Origin of the sequence: Bartonella sp. CR84HXZ (assembly GCF_042194535.1) — a bacterium.
Lineage (GTDB): Bacteria > Pseudomonadota > Alphaproteobacteria > Rhizobiales > Rhizobiaceae > Bartonella > Bartonella grahamii.
In genome coordinates, this window is the sequence record NZ_JBHIMY010000002.1 from 166,675 (window position 1) to 184,969 (window position 18,295).

The window sequence follows — 18,295 nt, forward strand, 5'->3', positions numbered from 1 at the left end:
AACTCATCTTATGCCCGCGGGTTTGAGCGTTACATCAAAGCCTGTTATATGTGTCCATGGCGTGCCTTCTGGTATTCTCAGACGCAAGGCGTGATAACGCGCCCGTGAGCGGATATTATACATCCCAATATTATAGCCGGCATAACGCTCTTTAGCCCAATTTAATTGGTTCTTGTTATCAATGATAAATGCCGCCCCAACACTTAAAAAACCTTTTGTTGTATCCGCTTGAACAAAAGCCTCACTCATCAGGTTGATTTGCCTGCCCGTATCCCCCACAATTTGTGAAGCAATAACTGCTTCCATCGGAGGACCTGCAAAAAAACCAAATTTGTTGTCTGGCGTAAAGGCTCCCAAAACAGGCGCACCATTTTGCCACATTTTACTATCAAGAGAAGCTGGTAAATCTTTCAAGCTCTCTTGTACTTCGTCTAAGCCTTCTAATGTATAACCGGCTGCAAAAAGGGGAAATAAGAGAAGGTTTTGCCCCTTAATGACACTCCATATTTGCAAGAGCCAATCATAAACATAAATATGCATCCCTTCAGTGTTGTCATTGATAGAAAAATAAACACGAGAATAGACCGGATCAATACATGCCCTCATCTCATCAATGGCAAAGTTATTGTAAAGTGTGAAGATAGTTTTATCGACTTTTCCAAAGCCAATAGGAAGCATTTCACCAGCACTGTTGATTTGATAAAAACCATCATCAGATGCAAAGAAAGTACAGTCTCCACGGCTTGCAATTGCTGTACTGCTTTTCGCCCCTATTTTGTCTTTTATTTTTGCAAAACTGAAGATAATTTTAGAGCCTGGTACAAAGGTTGCGTAATAAATGGCGGAACGCATAAAAATAAGTGGATTTGTTGATTCCGTAGACCCTTGAACATATTCTCCATCAGGAAAATCTTGATAATCGCAACTTTTCTCCCCAACTGTCCAATGTGTTGCATCATTGAGACCTGACCACTGAACACGGTTTGGCTTATCTGTTAGTTGCATCAGGCAAACAAAATCACCCCACACACGCACAAGTCCAGCACGCGGGGGATTACCGCTCAAATCACAAAACCTTTCATCCGTTTTTAACGAAAGCATTTGTGGTGGGTCATTGTTATTAACAGCAATAATATGATCACCAAAAGAGGCAAAAGACCAAAGCGCAGTCTCATTGGCGTGATATTGTGTGTGAGGCTTGCTAATGTCTTTCCAGCCGCGCGTACTGTTGTCATATTCATAAAGCTTTGTTGGGGCACCCACAATGATGCGCACACCACCCAATGAGCGCACAGCATAGACCCCCAAAATCACATCCGGAAAAGGATCTGAGACCGGCGCAACCATGGGAAACGGAATATACGAATTTGGTGCAGGCAAAACATTCACTATCTCATGAGAATAACCGCTATTAATAAATGCGGTGTCTGGTCTATATTCAGCAATAGGGATAAACGTCATCAGAAGTCCGTGTGTTGAATTTTGAACAGATTTTTGCGCCGCGAAGTCTCAATTCTCAATGCATCTAACTGTTCTTGGAACATGGCAAAAGCTGCTGCTGCCATCTGTGGTTCTTTAATAATATTGGTATAAATTTCATATTTTGCGCGGGTTTTGATCAATTCATAGGCTTCACAAAACCATATGGACGCTTCTTGTGCGCTCTCAATGTCTTTTATTCTCACAGGATCAAGAATAAGCCTGATGGAATAAACTCGGTCTGGTGTTGGATACAAGACAAACTTTTGTTCAAAATAGGCATAGCGCGTAGGCATGCCATGGTGAGAGTCATCCTCAAGGCTCTCAATGAAGAGCGCGTCCCCATGCAAAAGCTTTGATTTGCTATGATTATCCTCATAAATATAAGCATCAACAATTCGAACAGCCCCTGTTATAGAGGAATGTACCTCTGCGCCATAACGGCTTTTGCCCTTTAGAGTGGTGAAAACAATTTCACGGCTTTCATTGAAATAAAAAGGCAATCGTTCACAAAAGCGAATAGCCGAAAATATCGCCCTTTGCACTTGATCAACATACTCATCTGTTTGATCATCTATTTCATCCTGAATATCGTTTAACATCTGGATAAAATTTTTATCCCAAGGAACAATGGTCTCTTTTTCTCCAATCGGACCACCTGTCTGTACTATTATTGTCATATCACCCTCTTCCAAATGTCTTGGGGCATCTTGTATGGGAGGGGGACGCAAGCAATAAACGCCCCCTTGCCTTTAACGATTGGTGTAAAACTCAACAATCACCTCAGCATCCCCTTTGGTGCTTTTCTTGTCTCGTGTCATGTAAATCGTATTTTCAGCTTCTAATGGAACATCTCGTTCCTCCATGGGTATGTACACATTGCCATTGGTAGATTGCGTAAGCCCTACATCTCCATAATCATTACCATGAGGCTCTTTTCCAAATGTAGCGTTTACATCTTCAAAATCCTCCATGGTATAAGCTGTAATGCTTTTGATAAAAGCGCCTCGGGGTAGAACACCAATTTTTGTTATCAACCCTTGGTCTGTACATTTAATACGCGCCCGTAAAAAACTAACCTGCTGCGTAGAGTTGTTGCGTCCTTGCAAAACAGGTGGCAATCCCTCATCTATCATGCCAACGGTTTCAACAGTCTCAACGGTCTCAACGGTTTCAACAGGTTCCTGTGTAATTAGCGATTTTTCTGCCATAATTGTCATCCTTTAATAATTAGCTTGCTTCAGCAAAAGAAGGGATGACAATGGTACCAAAATCCTGTCCCCCTTGATCAGAATGAGGCAAGGTGTAGCGTGATTTTTTCATGCCGATAATGGTTTTAGCTGCAACCCCAAATTCACGTTGATAATCAAACAGTTCTTCAACAAGTTTATAGCGTGTTCCCCCTTTCCCATCGCCTCCTGTTGCTCCATTGCCAACGCGCCCATAAGCCATGATAACACTTTGCGCACCAAGCAACACAGCACGGCGAACAGATGTTAAAGGCTCTTGTGTCTTTGAATTGATACCATTGGGGACATGTTCAGCTTCACGTAAGATAACTCCATTATACATCCCCAGAGAGCCCTCAAAAATTGGGTTCTTAGCTCCAGAGCCATCATAAGCTGCCTTAGTAATGTCTAACCATTGCCCGCTCTTTGTATTGGTACGCAATTGGGTCACCTGTGTTGGGTGGAGATACATCACATATGCCGATTTTCCATCAACACGAACAGGGCGCAAACGTGGATTAGCAAGTTTATCGCGTTCAACAGCCCGATCTATAAGATCTAATGTAAAAACATCGTCTTTTGTAAGTTCTTCATCAGTCTTTTTCTTAGCTGGGCGAATAATACGCAGTTTGCTTGGCTCTAATGGAGCATTAAAACCATAATGTACCGGTTTAAGGGTTATGGTGCGTCCTTCGAAATGAATCCACGGTGCTGTATAACCTGCTGCCTGAATGAAGAACATCAAACTTAAACGGTCTGCATACCAATCAACAAGCCCATCCTTTGCTTCTGTTCGTAAATTAAATAAAACACGTTGTTGATCAATGGTGCCCTCATATTTTACGCGTACAGCATGAGAAAGCTCGTTAATACGCACCGTTTCATTCATAAATTGGAGTGCTTCTTCATTGCCTTCCAGCGTTTGTCCCTCGCTAACGCCATCCCCCATAAGTTGGACGCGTAATCCGCTCGTCACAGAGTCACCAGCGGATTTTCCTAGCATATCCAATACTTGAATAATGCTGTTTTTGCCTTTTCCCATCAGCGGTGCAATGGGCAACGCTTTTGAAGTTTCTGTGTTTAGCATCTTAGCCCAAACGCCAACGGCTAATGGGTCATTAAGATTTACCTGTGTTACTGCCATTTCAATCAATGCCTTTCTTGGTTTTTAAAACTCGCCTTGCGGCTCCCCAAACGATAACAATCACTTGGTTCTCTCTGTCGCGTCACCACGCACATCTCACGCTCTGCTCATAATTTGTTCAAATTTTTCGGGATTTTTCTCAACCCATACAGCAAATTCGGCTTCTGGCATGGAAAAGAGCGTTCTCACATCCATACCGCCGGTTGGAACTTGTCCGCCGCGCGCTGTAAGCGTCCGCGCTGCTTGAGAGCGCTCTTGAAGGGCTCCCACTTCGTCCTTAACTGGCGCTCCACTATAGCCAAAAGCTTTCGCTTTTTGCACCAGCACCTCAATTGGATTTATACCGGCTTTCTGACACTGCTGGCATATTTGGCGCAATTCAGCACCAATTTGTTGTTGCCGTGCCTCTGGGTCTTTCCATTGCGGATAAAGGCTTGCTTGCGCTTGTAAGACACTGTCTGCTCTTTCATAGAGATAGTCTGTGATACTGTCTAAATCTGGATATTTATCTTGTACTTGCGCTTTGGCTTCCTCGAAATAATCCCCCAACTTTTGGCGTTCATATTCCTCTTGTCTCATGCGCTCTTGGCTCTCTTTCATATGAGAAAACTCATCAAGCAATTTCTGTTGTTCCTGTACCTTATGACTAAGCCATGCAAAATGTGCTTTTGGGGTGTCTTCTAGGGAGGGAATATTTTCCTCACGGCGGCGCGTGATTTCTTCCTGCATTGCGGCATATTTTTGCGCAAGTTCAATAGCCAATTCACGCGCTTCAATGGCGCTTTGTTCTGCCTTTTGGCGTGCTTGCCGCTCTTGCTCTAATTTATCAGATTCTATTGCATCAGAATTTGGCTGCTCTTGAAGTGGTTCTACAGCTGGTTGTTCAGAACTTTCCTCTGCATCAAAAACTTCCTCAACTTGTTCAGGCTCGACCAACTCAACGGCATTATCACTGGCAAAATGTTCATCATAGATTGCTTGTTCTTCAGGCGTAAACTCTTCTTCCATATTCTGTCCCTTCAATGTGCTATTATATTTTTTGTCAAAACTCGATAGTGTTCCAACTGTGCCTGTAAAGCTTTGCGTTCTAAATCACGCTGCGCTATCTCATTTTTTGCCTGTTGCAATTCAAGCTGCATCCGCGCTTGTTCTTGTTTCAAGAAAAGTTCGATATTTTTCTGCTGCAATGCCGCTTGTTTCTGCTGCGCATCAAGTTGATAGAGTGTGCTCTTTGCTTGTGCTTCTTGCTGTAAAACAGCAATCTTTGCTTGTTGCTCTGGAGTTAATTGCGCCCCTTGACTTTGTTGCATCATTTGCTGTTGCTGTTGTTCTTGTTGTGCTTGCTGCGCCTTTGCGGTTAAACTTGCCACAAGTGTTGCCGGTAGTGGGGAAAGCTTTAAAAGATCTGGAATCATCTCCGGTGTTAAGAAACCACCAAGCAACGGCAACATCTGCGTAATTGCCGCAAAAGTTTTCTCTTTTTCATTGGGGCTTGTCGGTGAATCATCAACAATAATGTCATACTCAAGCGTCGTAACAGCTTCACGCGTCAACGGCACATATTGGGCATTCTCTTGTCCAGAAATACGTACCAGACGCCCATCAGAGAGATAATTCTGAATGAGATAAAGGATAATCTTTCCCTGCCTACACCGATAAAGCTTGAGATTATCAAACAGCCCCGCAAGCAAATTAAGCGTTGATTGCCGGCGTGTATTTTCCAGCACATTGGCTTGGTTGACCTCCCGTGTTCCAATAAACTCGGCCGATAACCCTGTTACATGCGTTATCGCTTCACGCGATTCATTAAACAGCTGGAAAAATCCATTGGGAAATTGTGCACTTGGCTTTGGTTGAATTTTCCCTCCTGTAAGCGCACCATTTTTAACCCAAGTAATCGTATCCGTTCGCGCCCAGCTTTCCATGGCTTGGCGATCATCATCGAAAGCGCCTCGTTCTGCCATCAAGCCGCCCTTAGACTGGCTATTAAGGATATACATCACTTGGCTAAAATATTTATTCGACCATTTTTGTGGGTCTTTTGCGGGGCGAACAATCCCGTAAAACTGGTTTTTAAGCTTATCCAGCGTGCCCGTGATACACTCCCACCCAAGTTGCCCATCAGGTGCTAATGGCTTATCGGGCTGGCTTAAAAGACGTCGTCCCAGAAAAGCGCGTCTCACCACTTTTTTATTAAAACACACCCCTTGTAGTTGTGGCATTACCCTTTGAAGCTGTTCAAACTCCCGTTTGCTATAGTTGCGCATCTGACCTGTTTGAAGGTCAGGCGCCTTGTAAGTGGTCTCATATTCAAACCAACGGCACTCAACCAGCGTAACATAGCGTTTCCCAGAACACGGCTCTGAGAGAGAAGTCGCATTGGAGTCATCTTGATACGCATCAAGAGACACATGAGAATCCTCAGAAGCGGTTGTACTATCGATAGCCCAATCGGCGTTAAGATCTTCAACAGCAACATCAGGAAAAAGACTTTTCGCATCCTCAACGGATTTGCGATCAACATACCACATACGCTGTGCGTCAATGAGATTTGGTCTTACAGCATTGGCATCCCAAACCATTTTTAAGGGATCTAAACGTTGAACAGCAGGTATCCCTTCGGGATCTGTATCATAATCAAGCCGCGTATCTGTCCAGCCCATACCGCAAATAACCATATCCTGAAAAGCATCGGAATCGGCATATTCCGCCTCTGCCTCATCACGAAACCATTCTGCTGCTCCAGTAAGCAATTCATTGGGTATTGCTGCTCCCATTTGCCGTGGTTGAAACTGTACTTCGCGCTTATTATTACGCTCCGCCCCAACAATAGCATTCACAAGGGGTGCAATGCGGTTAAAAGTCATGACAGGACGGCGTTGCTCTTTTAAAACCGCAAGATCTTCCTCTGCCCATTGACGACCATTATAAAAATCAAAATCTTCACGCGCCTGTTCACGCCATTCATTAACATGTTCAATATCTTCTGCGTACCAAGACTTTAAACGCTTATAGATTTCATATTCATCGAGGATTGTCGTTTTTTGAAAGTCTTGATCTAGAATGCCATCCATGATGCCGCTTCTCTTTCCATAGTGCAATAACGCTCTTGCTTGGGTTTGACACTGGGTGCTTCATAGACAATGCACATTAAACCAAAGGCATCCGCCCCATGGCTCGACCAATCATGCTCTGCACCCAAACCAATGCCGCGCTTCTCATCCCATTTCTCGTGATACCAATTCAGTGCTTTGCGCCCTGCTATCGTCATCTCTTCATTGAACCAAACAGACGGCAAAATACGCCGCACCGCCTCTATACGCATTTTCACAGCGCCTGCCCCTTGATTAGGGATCACTTGCGTTTCAAAACCCGCATCATTTAAAGCACTCTCAAAACTCACATTGTGCACACGGTCTCTGGTCGCACCATCATGGGGGAGAACCATCAATGCCTTCTCATAACCATTTTGACGTAACCACCCTATATGCTCCGATAACGGCTGCCCCTGTGCTTCGTAATAATTAAGCACTCTGATCTCTCTACCAACAAATTGCGCTATCCATATCGCTGTGGCATCTGCCTTGGCGCCCGTGCCCCCAATATCCCAAAAGGCGCGTATTTGCATCAAGGGGTCACGAGCAACACGCCCTATCCGCCCCTCTTGCTCGGCTGCCAACATTTCCTTTTGATAATAAGCGCCTTGAACCGCTGTAAGATAATCCCCTTCCCAGATATGCTTATAGGTCTCTGGACGGTTTCTCAGATCATCAAGTCGTGCTTCATTCAAGATCTTGGGAAACTTCGGATTGTCTGACCAGTTGATCTCCACACGCTTGATTGCCTCATTGTCTGAAAAGCGAAACCGCTTCTCAACGGGGGCATTCTCTCGCAATGGATTCCATGTCACCCATAACTCTGCCCGCCATCCCTCTCCCTCTTCTCGCAAAGTCGGTATAAGCGTTTGCCAAGCTGTCTCTGTAACGGGCTCTGCCTCATCAACCCAACAAAGCAAAATACGCCCCATGGATTTGATACTTGCAATATTCCGGTCAAGTCCAGAAAACTGAAAGGCTATACGACCATCAATTGACTTAATCGAAGATTCCCCAACCTTGTAATAGTCCTTTAAAAAGTCATGCGCTTCAATGGCGCGTTTAATCTCCTCTAATGAACTTTCTGCCAAAGAATTTTGAAACTGCCGTGCACAAAGGATAGTGCCTGATATCCCTTCCCTACCAAATTGATAGCCTTTTAAAGCAGCCATCAAGGCAAATGATCTTGTCTTTCCAGACCCTCGTCCACCCCAAGCAGCACGCACCAAAGCCGTACCTGCAAAAATAGGAATGAGTTTTGGTACAATATTAATCTGTCGTGTTGTCATTGACCAAAGGCGCGATTTCTACACGCGTTATCATCTTAATGGCTCCCCCATCTTCCCCTGTCACTTGAAGAGGCAAAATCTTCCCCAACAATGCCAAATAAGCAGCGGGGCATTTGATTGCCTGTTTTTCGAGATAAGAGATCAAACCATCATCACCATATTTCTTACCAGCGCGCTCTGCTGCCTTAAGCACTGCTTCTTTCAAAATACGTGTCGTTTTATTTGGCACGCCTTTTACCCGCCCTTGACCTGCCTTTGGGGGCGTTCTTTTTGCAAGTTTTTCAGTGGTTTTCATGTGTGTTTCTTTTTGTAAACAAGACAATAAAAAAACCCCGCAAAAGCAGGGCTCTGAACAATCAGATAAACTTATAAGAAAGGTTATACCTTTACCGTAATTCTAGACGCAATTCGACTAGTACAGCAACGCCGTAAAACACTATTTTTCATATCCTGTCAACAAAAAAATCACTATATTGTGTATTTTTTATTTTTTTCACCTAAATCTAGTGTCTTTAACAACCAACCACTCACAATTGTATCATCTCAACGAATCAATTATATGACTAGAAACTAATAAAAAGCGGGGGAGAACAATGCGTGATATTGTCATAGTAATAGTGGGTATACTCATACTATGGGCTATAGTCTCTGACATGTGGGAAGAAGCAGAGAATGGTCGGAATACAGAATTTCAAGGTACTCTTTTATTAGTCATAGTACTCGGGGTGCTTTGGTATCTTGAATTTTCAAGAAACTCTTTATTAGTGGTAGCAATTTTGTTGTTTGCTTGGAGAAATTACCTAGGAATAATAGCAAATTTGGAACATGATCGCTTAGTCGAATACTCTCAGATGGCGTTTGATTATGAGAATGAAAAAATTAATAAAGCGATTATACAACGAAACGAAGCAGTTAAGGAAAACAGTAGGATGGTCGATAGACACTACAAAGCGATTAAGGAACAAGAGAAAATAATTGAGGAATTATACGAAAAGCTTTGGCAACAACAGAAACAGATAATGATAATGGAAAAACAGAATAAATCTGGTTGAGAAAAAATCAATTATATGGAAGCACTAAATTATTGATTAGCAAAAAGTGGGGGGGAATTAATGTTATTTTTCAAAAAAGCAGATTTATGCAGAATTAAAAAGACATTTACAAAAATATTTGTATTCAAAAAGAACATATTAACGATTGCGTTTTTTATGGCATATCTTTTGCTAACGGCACATGGTTATGCCAGTATAAATGAATTATTTTGTTCTAAAATAATTGAAAAACTGAACCTAGAAAAAGATGCAAAAGAAAATGCGGAAAGGGGATGGAATGACACACAGAAGTTTCTAGAAATTACCCTCAATGAGTGGTAAACAATAGCTCAAGAACAGGATGCCCTGACTATAAAACTACTCAATATGAGTCCAAGACAGGATCAACAAAAGAATTATGGATTGTACACTATAATTCATACACGAAATAAAGCAATCAAAGCAAGACATGAGACAATACAATCCATTTTTAGCCTTGTTCAAAAGCGGCACATAGTGCTTCAAGCCATGGCAAAAGCATCTAAGTCTAAGCACACATCTGATGTGTTGAATTATGAGGCACAATTTTTTGAACTTCATCAGAATATTGAAAAAGTAAATAACATGATTGATGCACTGAGCAATGAAATTGATAAGATGGATCACCTTATTAAGAAAACTCTTAATCTTTAATATATACTTAAACTCCAGCCATAAAAGAAATAATGAATTATTTATCAGCAAAAAAAATAAGTTACTTATTAATCATAGTAATCAGTGTGCTTTTTCTTACCAACTGCGGACAAAAATCAGATGCAGATGAGAACCGCATTCCAAATAACCTAGCTGATGCAGTTGATATGTTTGATGTTGGTCCTCGAAATTTATATGATCTTCCAAACGAAGTGCTCGAAAAATTTGATATTAATCGATACAATCTATGTAAAATGTTAAAACAGCAACATAAAGATTACTATGGTTATGATAAATTTCAAGATGTTGATTGTAATAGCTATAAGTGAAGAATAAAAATACTAAAAATCATAAAACAAAACAAATACTTCATATCTTTCTTATTTTTAGAAACAAAAAGAGGCACTTCTGCGTACAATAGAATGAATTATTTTCCTTAGTCTTTTACAAGGCGTTATACAGAGAAACGTTTCACGTCACATTGCTTACTTTAGCATCGTTCTTAAAGATGCATAAAAAAACTATGTTAGAAATGTTGATAGCTTGGCAAGCACTTCATTCATAATCATGGGGGGAACTGTTTCCATTTTCCTTCCCTGACGCGCTGCTATATCGAGAGCTCGTGGTTGATCACAACGTATCACACCTGTGGTATGTAATCCTGTTCCTGCTAATGAAACAGCAAACCCTGCGGTTCTCGCAAAATTTCCTCCACTTGTAATAGGTAAGACAATTGGTGTTTTTGTGACACGATTAAACGCCTCCGGTGACACAACCAGTACAGGACGCGTTCCTTTTTGCTCATAACCAGAAGTTGGGTCAAGCGATACAAACCAAATTTCGCCCCGCTTCATTACAAGAGCTCTCTGCCAACAGGTTTGACATCAAACCACTCCATATCACCATCCGCAAAATCATCTGAAGGATTACATTGCGCTAACAATTCTTCAAGAGTATAGCTAGGGAATGCCTGTGGTTTTACAACCAATTTTCCATTGTCAATAGCCAAACCCACTTGCGTGTTTTCAGAAAGATGAAGAACATCAAGCAATGCGGGCGGTATAGAGAGCATAACAGACCCTCCAACTTTACGTAATTTTGTTGTGTGCATAAAACACTCCCTTTAATATTATATAAAAATATAACATTCTAATGCATATTCTTCAAGAGCTTTTCATGCTTTTATGGAAAAAGAACAATAAAACATTTACCATTTAGTTTTTCTGTCAAAATATTTATGAAGCGCGTTAAGAGCGACCCGCAATGAATTCACAAGATGTGGTAATGTTTGGTCTTCGATAACAATATATTGTATTGCTGCATAAAGATTATACTGTCTATAGAGATGTTGTGTTTCTTTTATCACCTCTTGCATATTAGAAAACTGTTCTGTTGCAAATTCAACCCATTTTTCTCTTGCTTTGTCATCAGAAGATGATGGTATTTCATCATAAACAGCGCTTGGTAAACCTTTTGCACACAAATAGTCATTTTTCACTTCAAGATATTTTTGCGCAGCATCATACTGGTCTTGAGTAAGCATGCCCTGCAAACAAAGCCGCCCAACATAAGTACCAGCAAGCGGATTTTTAGCCTCTTCAATCGTCAAACCAAAGCGTTTAGCACGCATTTCAATTGCCAATTGATTAACAGGATCTTGACGTACTTTCACTTGTGAAATGTAAGCATCTTTCTTTTTCATACATCCCCTAATCTGTGGGAGCCCACATACTTCTCTTTGTTATATTTTATCAATCAAAATGGTATGCTGTCATTAAGAAATGCACTATGATCAGCAGCACCTGAAGCGATAGCATAATTTTGAGAAGTAATAGATGAAGGGGCAGATTGCTCTTTCTTTGCATCAAGCAAATACAACTCGCCTTTGAATTGTGGTAAAATAATCTCTGTTGTGTAACGGTCATGCCCATTTTTATCTTGCCATTTGCGTGTCTGTAATTTGCCTTCTACGTAAACCTTTGAACCTTTGTTGAGATACTGAAGCGCTATTTTTGCTAAATGTGGATTAAAAATCACCACGGAGTGCCATTCTGTTTTCTCTACTTTTTGATTGTTTTTTTATCTGTATAGCTCTCAGAAGTCGCTATACTAAAATTGACTATTTCTGCTCCAGAATTCATTGTTTTGCTTTCGGGATCAGCACCTAAACGCCCGATTAACATCACTTTATTTAGCATGTTTTTTCTTACCTTAAATTTGTATTTTAATACATACAAAATCCTAGCATGATTTTAATATTTTTTCAATTATTTCAAAAGGATATTATTGTTTTTTAACATATAAAATTATGTCTTAAAGCGCTCTTTGATAAATAATCAATTGACATAAATGCATGGTGTATAGTATCAAGTATCAAGAGGGTATATATGGCAATCGTTAGTTTTAAGCATAAAGGGTTGAAATTATTCTTTGAAAGAGGAGTCTGCAAAGGCATACAACCCGCGCATGCTAAAAAATTAGCAAACATTTTAGTAATTTTAGATACAATATCCGCGCCTGAACAAGTTACTCTTAAATCGTATCGTCTACATGCGCTTACAGGCGATTTAAGAGGTTACTGGTCAATGCGTGTCAATGGAAATTGGCGTGTTACCTTTCGTTTCATTGGGACAGACGTTGAACTGGTTGATTATCAAGATTACCATTGAGTTTTGAGGTGTTATTATGATGTACAATCCTCCACACCCTGGCGGCATTTTGAAAGAAGAATTGCTTGATGAATTAGGGTTAACAGTAACAGAAGCTGCAAATCGTCTTGGTGTTGCACGTTTAACTTTATCCCGCGTCTTAAACTGTCATGCAGCGATTAGCATTAACTTAGCTTTACGGTTAGAAAAAGCGGGTTTAAATGATGCGGAATTCTGGCTTAAATTGCAACAAAAGCATGATTTGTGGCAAGCTCGGCATAACAGCCCAATCCCACATATTTCACCTCTAGAGCAAGTAGAGCATCTTTAGAAATACTTAGTCCATCTTTCTTCACACCTAGAGGTCATGTTCTTTAAAATCAAGCAACTTCTGATAGTTTTTTTACGCCTTTATTGATCTCGTCTATAAGAGGTTCGTAATTGAGAACGCTTTTCGGAATAGCACCACCGTAAACCCAAGCTTTTACTTGTACTTTGGTACTAAAATCCGCATTTTCTGGTGTGGTATAATACTGTCCGCCATCAAACTTTTCACACTCTCTTGTGCCGTCTTCATATTCGTAGAGGTTGTAAAAATACTCCTCTGCTCCGTCTCCCCAAGGAACATAACCAACAGCTGTTGCAACAAACTCTTTTTGCATGGGTTGTTTACGCTTTTTTAAGAACAGGTCTTTTAATATTCTCATGTTTTTAATCCATAATTTTACCAATTGGTCTATTTACCTAAAATTTGACCGTACAGAGCGTTTTATATTGCGGACATGTTTTTCGTCGTAAAATCTTTAAATCGCTTTGTATGGTACATTTTTGTCGATTTAAACACATGCCTAATCGTAAAATGATCAGCACTTTTCACTAGTTTGCTGTTTTAAGCCGCTTTAGAATTGCTACTGTTATGTTGCTCTTCACTAGGCTTGCCTATTCTCATGAATGAAATGCGCTTGCCTCCTAAAGCCAAATTACGGGTATTTTCAACTGCTATAAAAACTCTCTCAGCAACACCATAAAGCCTGCTTTCTAAATCACGACAATACTGCGCTAGATCAGCGCATGAGGGCACAAATGTTGTGGACATGCCTTTTGCTTCACCACGTATAAGATTTTTAACAGCTTGCAATAAAGACCAGAGTGAAATGCCGTTAAGAGCTGAGATATAAGCCTTTGCACGCGCTTCTACATTCGAAACTTTTTGCATTGTCAAACCACCTTCAAGCACATCAAGAGCCTCTGCTATGTCTTCAACAGACGCTTTCACGGTAAGTAAGTTTTGAACAGTCTGATAAGCTTCTAAAGCTTGTTTCTCTAGGTTTTTTGTCAATTGAATGCCATTTCTCAAGGTCCATGGGAACTCCAGAGTTACACATTTCTCTATCTGTTGCACGGTATCTTGTAGAGCGTCACTAAGCTGTGTTGCACCGATAAGATTACGGATTGTCTCTCCGGTACCACCGCGAGTTCTTTGATCTTTTGAAAAGTTTCCATTGTTTCCACCATTGTTGTTCGTATTTTTTGTTTTTTCTAAATCCTCGATAGCCTTGCGTACCCAGTTTCTCCATGCTGCTTGCCAATCACGTTTGATAGCATTCTTTCCTGCACAGGCTTTCCAATAATCTCGAAACTTTGCGATTTCGACTTTGACACGCTCTGGAGGCAAACCCTCTGCAATGGAAAAATCGTAATCGGGTTCAAAATCCTCAGGCAATCGACAACCGCGATTAGCTTGCGCTCGTTTTGCTTTTTTGGGAACGCTCTCTTGCTCGTGAATGGGAGGTTGGTTGGTTTCTAACGTTTCGATTTGCTCTGATTGGCTTTCAACAGCAACCTCTGTTGGCTCGTCAACCTGTTCGTTTGTTTCTAAACTTTCAGAACCAATTTCTTTTTTTAATAAAACGTTAGTTTTATTTTTTTTATATATATTCTTATTCTGGTTCTTTATAGCTTGATTTTGCTTAGCATTTGCTTCAGCAAAATTATTAACATGTTGTTTTGTATTATTTTTTGCTTGCGCACCTTTTTTACCAGCCTCACTACGAACTTGCGATATATGCTCTTTTTTATCAGCAAAATCGTTCAGCTCTTCTTCAACGCGCGTATTCCACAATCCATTATCTGTCTCAACAAGTTTATTATTTCTCATGAGATATTCGACAATAGCTGCAAATTTTTTCTGCGAACAATGACAAACGCGTGCAAGCGTTTGAAAATCTGTTTTAAGTGGTTCTTTTTTTTCATACATGTAAACGAGAAGGGTTATATAAACCCCCCGTTGTTCAGATGTCATTCCATTTGTACCACTTATCCAGTCATACAAATGGAATCTTATCCATGGCATACCATTAGACATGCGCATCCCCTTCTTTCTTTAAATATAAATTAGTGATCATAATCCCCCCTTAAGGCTGTTGCGTATTTATGCGTGCGCATGGTGACGCGTAATCTATTAATTTTGTCTCTTTATTTTTGCCTGTTTAAGAATGTGAATGGTGCTGTTGATGTTCATCATTATCTGTAGGAGCAGCAATAAAAGCAGAACTAGAGCCAGAACATCCTTTCAGTTGTTGCAGCTTTAGATAATTTATTACGGAGATAGATCCTCTTTTTTCCCACTTGCAAACAGCTGCTTGAGTTACACCAAGCATTTTCGCCATTTCTGATTGTGTCCAATTAAATTTGCCCCGTATTGACTTAGCCAAATTCTTAAAATCTTCTCGTTGATCCATTTACAAGCTCCAATTACAGCTTTGTCTTATTTTATTCATATAATTATAGTTATATAAAGTCAAGGAAATTTATCTTTATCAACGATAAAAAAATAAGGTAAGCAGAAGTATGAGTAATAAATCTAATATCATAAGCACATTAAAAAAGATTTTGACCGAGTTTAACTTAACGCAAGAAGATGTAGCCAAACGGTTAAACGTAACACAAGCTTCAGTGTCTAAGTGGTTAAAAGATTCTGATCCACGCGGCTCTAATCGAGATGCCATTTTAGAATTATACAAAGAACTAAAAGGGGATAATCACTTAACAACTTTTGTTCCTCTTATGGGGTATATTGGAGCAGGAACACAGATAGATCCAAGCTTTGAACAAATCCCTGAAGATGGTCTTGAACAAGTAGAAATTCCTTTTGCTTTACCTGATGATATGGTTGCTTTTGAAGTTAAAGGAGACTCTATGCTTCCAGCTTATAAAGATGGAGATATGGTTATCGTAAGACGGCGCCAAATTAAAACAATAGAATCCTTTTTTGGCAAAGAAGCCGTTATTTTAACACATGATAATAAAAGATATATAAAGCAGATTAGCAGGGGCATGAATGGTGAAATAGATCTGCTTTCTTGGAATGCCTTACCCATTAAGAATGTTAAAATTGTGTGGGTTGGAGAGATATTTGCTATTTTGCCAATAAGTTCTTACAGCAAGATGATTCGGACTTATCGCTAATTATCCCCCCCTCTTATTTAGCAAGATATTATAATATTTTTTATAAAAAATATAACTTTTTATAATTTTTTGCTTGCTATTTTATAATTATAGTTATATAAATAATTATACAAACCGCAAATAAACAATCGCCAAGAGGCGTTAGGGAGGAAAAATTATGGATAAGCCAATTCTTATAAATTCCAATGAAATTTTATTAGTTGCCTACGATAAAGATCAACACATTGCAGAGTCTGGACCACTTGATGCAAGCCAAATTCTAAGCATTGTTGATGAGGTAGATGATGCAATCCAAATCTTTCGTATAAATCCTTCTGAGAATAATTGTGAAGATATCTCTGAAGAGATTGCAGACGCATATGTAGAAGCAAATATCGAACATCTCCATGAGGATAGTAAGGTTCATTACTTTGTACGTGAAAGTGATGCTTACCACGATCTTTTATCTGATTTAGCAAAAGAAAAATATAATGATGAGATTTACGGTACTTACGAACAACAACACCGTTTGCGTGCATGTGATGTGCTTTAAAAATTCTAAAGGGCGCTTTTAAAAGCGCCTCCCCTTTTCCCATCAATAATTGATTAGAGTAAACTTATGACCACACATGATACTCATATTCATAGTGAAGGATATCTCATACCTGAAAACGAGGTAGACAACAAAATTGGTTGTGTCCAAATGGTTAATGCCCATGTAATGCATAGGCACTTACATTTGAAACAAGATTTTTCCACTTGGTTTAACGATTGTGTTGAAAAGCTTGATCTAAAAGAAGGCGTGGATTTTGTTTTTACAAAACAAGAATGGAACAGACAGAAGATTTGTCCAAAATCTGAAATAGAAACAGATAAAACTGATAATCATTACTTAAAAATTCACGCAGCAAAGAAAATCGCTAAAGCAGAGCGCCATAGAAACTATGGCAGAATATTATACCAAAACTTATGTTTTTCTTAATTAAGGGGGTGATGATGCGAAACTTTATTACAATACCTGAAAACAATTTTCAAAACACAACAGTTCAAACGATGTCTAGTCGTGAAATTGCAGAGTTATGCGGTAAGCAACATGCGCATATTATGCGTGATATTCGGCAAATGTTAGGAGAATTATATCCTGAAGGGGGTCAATCCAAATTTGGATCCACCTATTTAGATAAACAGGGTAAACCCCAAAACTGTTACAACCTCCCTAAGCGTGAATGCCTTATCTTAGTTTCCGGTTACAGCATGACATTACGTGCTAGGATTATAGACCGTTGGCAAGAATTGGAAAAGCAAGCAGTAATACCACAAATCGACTATTCAAGTCCAAAGGCTATGATTGGCTTTTTGAATTACCTACAAGGTCAAATAGATCAAAAAGACACCATCATTGAAGATTTAACACCAAAAGCCATGGCTCTTGAAAGCTTACAACGTCATGACGGACTCTTCGGTCTTACAGAAGCCGCTAAAATACTCGAGATGCAACCAAAACAGTTCATTCTCTTCTTACAGAAAAAAGGTTGGGTTTACAGACGAGCAGCAGGTGGAAATTTGCTTCCTTACCAAGACAAAATCCAAAAGAAACTTATGGATTGTCCAACCATCACACTTCAAACCGCAAGTGGAATAGAAAAAGTCATTCCTTGCGCAAAAATCACAGCAAAAGGAATTGGTGTGCTGTCTCAAGAGCTTAAAAGACAAAGCATGCATTAAGAGCAACAATCATGGAAAAGAAATACGAACGACTAGTCTTATAGTATCTCTATAAGCCGTTTCTAACCACACAAACAACTTTTAAACACAAGCGTGATTCACGCCACGGGGGAATTGCGCTCAAATAGGAGGAAATCAAGATGAGTGAACAAAACACTAACCTAACAGAAATTGAAGAAACACATCATTTAGCCGTCGAACAAACTGCTATGGAACGCATTTTAAATAGAGCCTTAGAAAATGACGTCGGTATTGACCGCCTACAACGTCTTCTTGATTTAAGAGATCAAGAAATAAAACGGCAAAACTATCAAAACTTTGTCCGTGATCTTTCGGCTATGCAAATGGAATACAAAAATATCGAACAAAACGCCATTAATACACATACTAAAAGCCTCTATACAACGCTTGATAAATATATTGATGCAATCAAAGAACCTCTTGCAAAATATCACTTTGCCTTGTTCTCTCGTATCAAAGACCAGAGTTCAAATGACATAACTGTAGAAATGACT

Annotated in this window: 24 protein-coding genes and 3 pseudogenes; 11 read left to right on the plus strand and 16 right to left on the minus strand. The window is 39.9% G+C overall.

Annotated features, from left to right (window positions below):
- Positions 1–3 precede the first annotated feature (3 nt).
- The 8 genes from ACFIKD_RS01940 to ACFIKD_RS01975 form a co-directional block, all read right to left on the minus strand.
- Positions 4–1,461 carry a hypothetical protein gene (locus ACFIKD_RS01940; RefSeq protein ID WP_375647082.1) on the minus strand — a complete coding sequence of 486 codons (1,458 nt, stop codon included), beginning with the start codon at positions 1,459–1,461 and terminating at the stop codon, positions 4–6.
- Positions 1,461–2,159 (minus strand): hypothetical protein, encoded by a 699-nt coding sequence (locus ACFIKD_RS01945; protein ID WP_375647083.1) that lies wholly within the window; start codon positions 2,157–2,159, stop codon positions 1,461–1,463. The genes ACFIKD_RS01940 and ACFIKD_RS01945 overlap by 1 nt, the downstream gene beginning before the upstream one ends.
- A 72-nt stretch (positions 2,160–2,231) precedes the next feature.
- Entirely contained in the window at positions 2,232–2,690 is a 459-nt protein-coding gene (locus tag ACFIKD_RS01950) for a hypothetical protein (protein ID WP_375647084.1), read from the minus strand.
- Between the two features lie 19 nt (positions 2,691–2,709).
- Entirely contained in the window at positions 2,710–3,852 is a 1,143-nt protein-coding gene (locus ACFIKD_RS01955) for a N4-gp56 family major capsid protein (RefSeq protein ID WP_375647085.1), read from the minus strand.
- A 96-nt stretch (positions 3,853–3,948) separates the two neighbouring features.
- Positions 3,949–4,860 (minus strand): hypothetical protein, encoded by a 912-nt coding sequence (locus ACFIKD_RS01960; protein WP_375647086.1) that lies wholly within the window; start codon positions 4,858–4,860, stop codon positions 3,949–3,951.
- An 11-nt stretch (positions 4,861–4,871) separates the two neighbouring features.
- A complete protein-coding gene (locus ACFIKD_RS01965) occupies positions 4,872–6,926 on the minus strand; it encodes a portal protein (RefSeq protein WP_375647087.1) in 2,055 nt (684 codons plus the stop codon).
- Entirely contained in the window at positions 6,911–8,236 is a 1,326-nt protein-coding gene (locus ACFIKD_RS01970) for a PBSX family phage terminase large subunit (RefSeq protein ID WP_375647088.1), read from the minus strand. The genes ACFIKD_RS01965 and ACFIKD_RS01970 overlap by 16 nt, the downstream gene beginning before the upstream one ends.
- Positions 8,217–8,531, minus strand: coding sequence for a hypothetical protein (locus tag ACFIKD_RS01975; RefSeq protein ID WP_015856329.1), 315 nt, complete (start codon positions 8,529–8,531; stop codon positions 8,217–8,219). The genes ACFIKD_RS01970 and ACFIKD_RS01975 overlap by 20 nt, the downstream gene beginning before the upstream one ends.
- Positions 8,532–8,829: 298 nt before the next feature.
- Between ACFIKD_RS01975 and ACFIKD_RS01980 the strand changes: the two genes are divergently transcribed.
- The 4 genes from ACFIKD_RS01980 (at position 8,830) to ACFIKD_RS01995 (ending at position 10,289) form a co-directional block, all read left to right on the plus strand.
- Complete coding sequence (locus ACFIKD_RS01980) at positions 8,830–9,288, plus strand: hypothetical protein (protein WP_375647089.1); 459 nt, start codon at positions 8,830–8,832, stop codon at positions 9,286–9,288.
- A 60-nt stretch (positions 9,289–9,348) separates the two neighbouring features.
- Positions 9,349–9,609: a hypothetical protein gene (locus ACFIKD_RS01985; RefSeq protein WP_375647090.1), complete on the plus strand. Its 261-nt coding sequence runs from the start codon at positions 9,349–9,351 to the stop codon at positions 9,607–9,609.
- Between the two features lie 186 nt (positions 9,610–9,795).
- A complete protein-coding gene (locus ACFIKD_RS01990; protein ID WP_375647092.1) occupies positions 9,796–9,960 on the plus strand; it encodes a hypothetical protein in 165 nt (54 codons plus the stop codon).
- Between the two features lie 32 nt (positions 9,961–9,992).
- Positions 9,993–10,289: a hypothetical protein gene (locus tag ACFIKD_RS01995; protein WP_375636702.1), complete on the plus strand. Its 297-nt coding sequence runs from the start codon at positions 9,993–9,995 to the stop codon at positions 10,287–10,289.
- A 192-nt stretch (positions 10,290–10,481) separates the two neighbouring features.
- Here ACFIKD_RS01995 and ACFIKD_RS02000 read toward each other — a convergent pair whose 3' ends face one another.
- The 4 genes and pseudogenes from ACFIKD_RS02000 to ssb form a co-directional block, all read right to left on the minus strand.
- The gene (locus ACFIKD_RS02000; protein ID WP_375636703.1) at positions 10,482–10,814 is read right to left on the minus strand and encodes a type II toxin-antitoxin system PemK/MazF family toxin; all 333 of its coding nucleotides are present in this window, start codon (positions 10,812–10,814) and stop codon (positions 10,482–10,484) included.
- Entirely contained in the window at positions 10,814–11,071 is a 258-nt protein-coding gene (locus ACFIKD_RS02005) for an AbrB/MazE/SpoVT family DNA-binding domain-containing protein (RefSeq protein WP_375647093.1), read from the minus strand. The genes ACFIKD_RS02000 and ACFIKD_RS02005 overlap by 1 nt, the downstream gene beginning before the upstream one ends.
- 96 nt (positions 11,072–11,167) lie before the next feature.
- The gene (locus ACFIKD_RS02010; RefSeq protein ID WP_375647094.1) at positions 11,168–11,662 is read right to left on the minus strand and encodes a hypothetical protein; all 495 of its coding nucleotides are present in this window, start codon (positions 11,660–11,662) and stop codon (positions 11,168–11,170) included.
- A 53-nt stretch (positions 11,663–11,715) separates the two neighbouring features.
- Positions 11,716–12,158, minus strand: a pseudogene (gene ssb, locus ACFIKD_RS02015) (single-stranded DNA-binding protein).
- Positions 12,159–12,347: 189 nt separating this feature from the next.
- Between ssb and ACFIKD_RS02020 the strand changes: the two are divergent.
- Together ACFIKD_RS02020 and ACFIKD_RS02025 are read left to right on the plus strand one after the other, a co-directional pair.
- Positions 12,348–12,629 carry a type II toxin-antitoxin system RelE/ParE family toxin gene (locus ACFIKD_RS02020; protein WP_375647095.1) on the plus strand — a complete coding sequence of 94 codons (282 nt, stop codon included), beginning with the start codon at positions 12,348–12,350 and terminating at the stop codon, positions 12,627–12,629.
- A 16-nt stretch (positions 12,630–12,645) separates the two neighbouring features.
- Positions 12,646–12,939 (plus strand): HigA family addiction module antitoxin, encoded by a 294-nt coding sequence (locus tag ACFIKD_RS02025; protein WP_375644582.1) that lies wholly within the window; start codon positions 12,646–12,648, stop codon positions 12,937–12,939.
- 49 nt (positions 12,940–12,988) lie between these two features.
- Here ACFIKD_RS02025 and ACFIKD_RS02030 read toward each other — a convergent pair whose 3' ends face one another.
- The 4 genes and pseudogenes from ACFIKD_RS02030 to ACFIKD_RS02045 form a co-directional block, all read right to left on the minus strand.
- On the minus strand, positions 12,989–13,315 hold the full coding sequence (locus ACFIKD_RS02030) for a hypothetical protein (RefSeq protein WP_375647097.1): 327 nt from the start codon (positions 13,313–13,315) through the stop codon (positions 12,989–12,991).
- A 182-nt stretch (positions 13,316–13,497) separates the two neighbouring features.
- Positions 13,498–13,884 (minus strand): hypothetical protein, encoded by a 387-nt coding sequence (locus tag ACFIKD_RS02035; protein WP_375647098.1) that lies wholly within the window; start codon positions 13,882–13,884, stop codon positions 13,498–13,500.
- A pseudogene (locus ACFIKD_RS02040) lies at positions 13,868–14,973 on the minus strand (DUF1376 domain-containing protein). The gene ACFIKD_RS02035 and the pseudogene ACFIKD_RS02040 overlap by 17 nt, the downstream one beginning before the upstream one ends.
- 124 nt (positions 14,974–15,097) lie before the next feature.
- Positions 15,098–15,349, minus strand: coding sequence for a helix-turn-helix transcriptional regulator (locus tag ACFIKD_RS02045; protein ID WP_375644580.1), 252 nt, complete (start codon positions 15,347–15,349; stop codon positions 15,098–15,100).
- Positions 15,350–15,458: 109 nt separating this feature from the next.
- Between ACFIKD_RS02045 and ACFIKD_RS02050 the strand changes: the two genes are divergently transcribed.
- The 5 genes and pseudogenes from ACFIKD_RS02050 to ACFIKD_RS02070 form a co-directional block, all read left to right on the plus strand.
- Positions 15,459–16,076: an XRE family transcriptional regulator gene (locus ACFIKD_RS02050; RefSeq protein ID WP_004865405.1), complete on the plus strand. Its 618-nt coding sequence runs from the start codon at positions 15,459–15,461 to the stop codon at positions 16,074–16,076.
- Between the two features lie 157 nt (positions 16,077–16,233).
- Positions 16,234–16,608 carry a hypothetical protein gene (locus ACFIKD_RS02055; protein ID WP_375644579.1) on the plus strand — a complete coding sequence of 125 codons (375 nt, stop codon included), beginning with the start codon at positions 16,234–16,236 and terminating at the stop codon, positions 16,606–16,608.
- 66 nt (positions 16,609–16,674) lie between these two features.
- The gene (locus ACFIKD_RS02060) at positions 16,675–17,037 is read left to right on the plus strand and encodes an antA/AntB antirepressor family protein (protein WP_375644578.1); all 363 of its coding nucleotides are present in this window, start codon (positions 16,675–16,677) and stop codon (positions 17,035–17,037) included.
- 14 nt (positions 17,038–17,051) lie between these two features.
- The gene (locus ACFIKD_RS02065) at positions 17,052–17,780 is read left to right on the plus strand and encodes a Rha family transcriptional regulator (RefSeq protein ID WP_375647108.1); all 729 of its coding nucleotides are present in this window, start codon (positions 17,052–17,054) and stop codon (positions 17,778–17,780) included.
- 140 nt (positions 17,781–17,920) lie between these two features.
- A pseudogene (locus tag ACFIKD_RS02070) lies at positions 17,921–18,295 on the plus strand (recombinase); the annotation flags it as partial.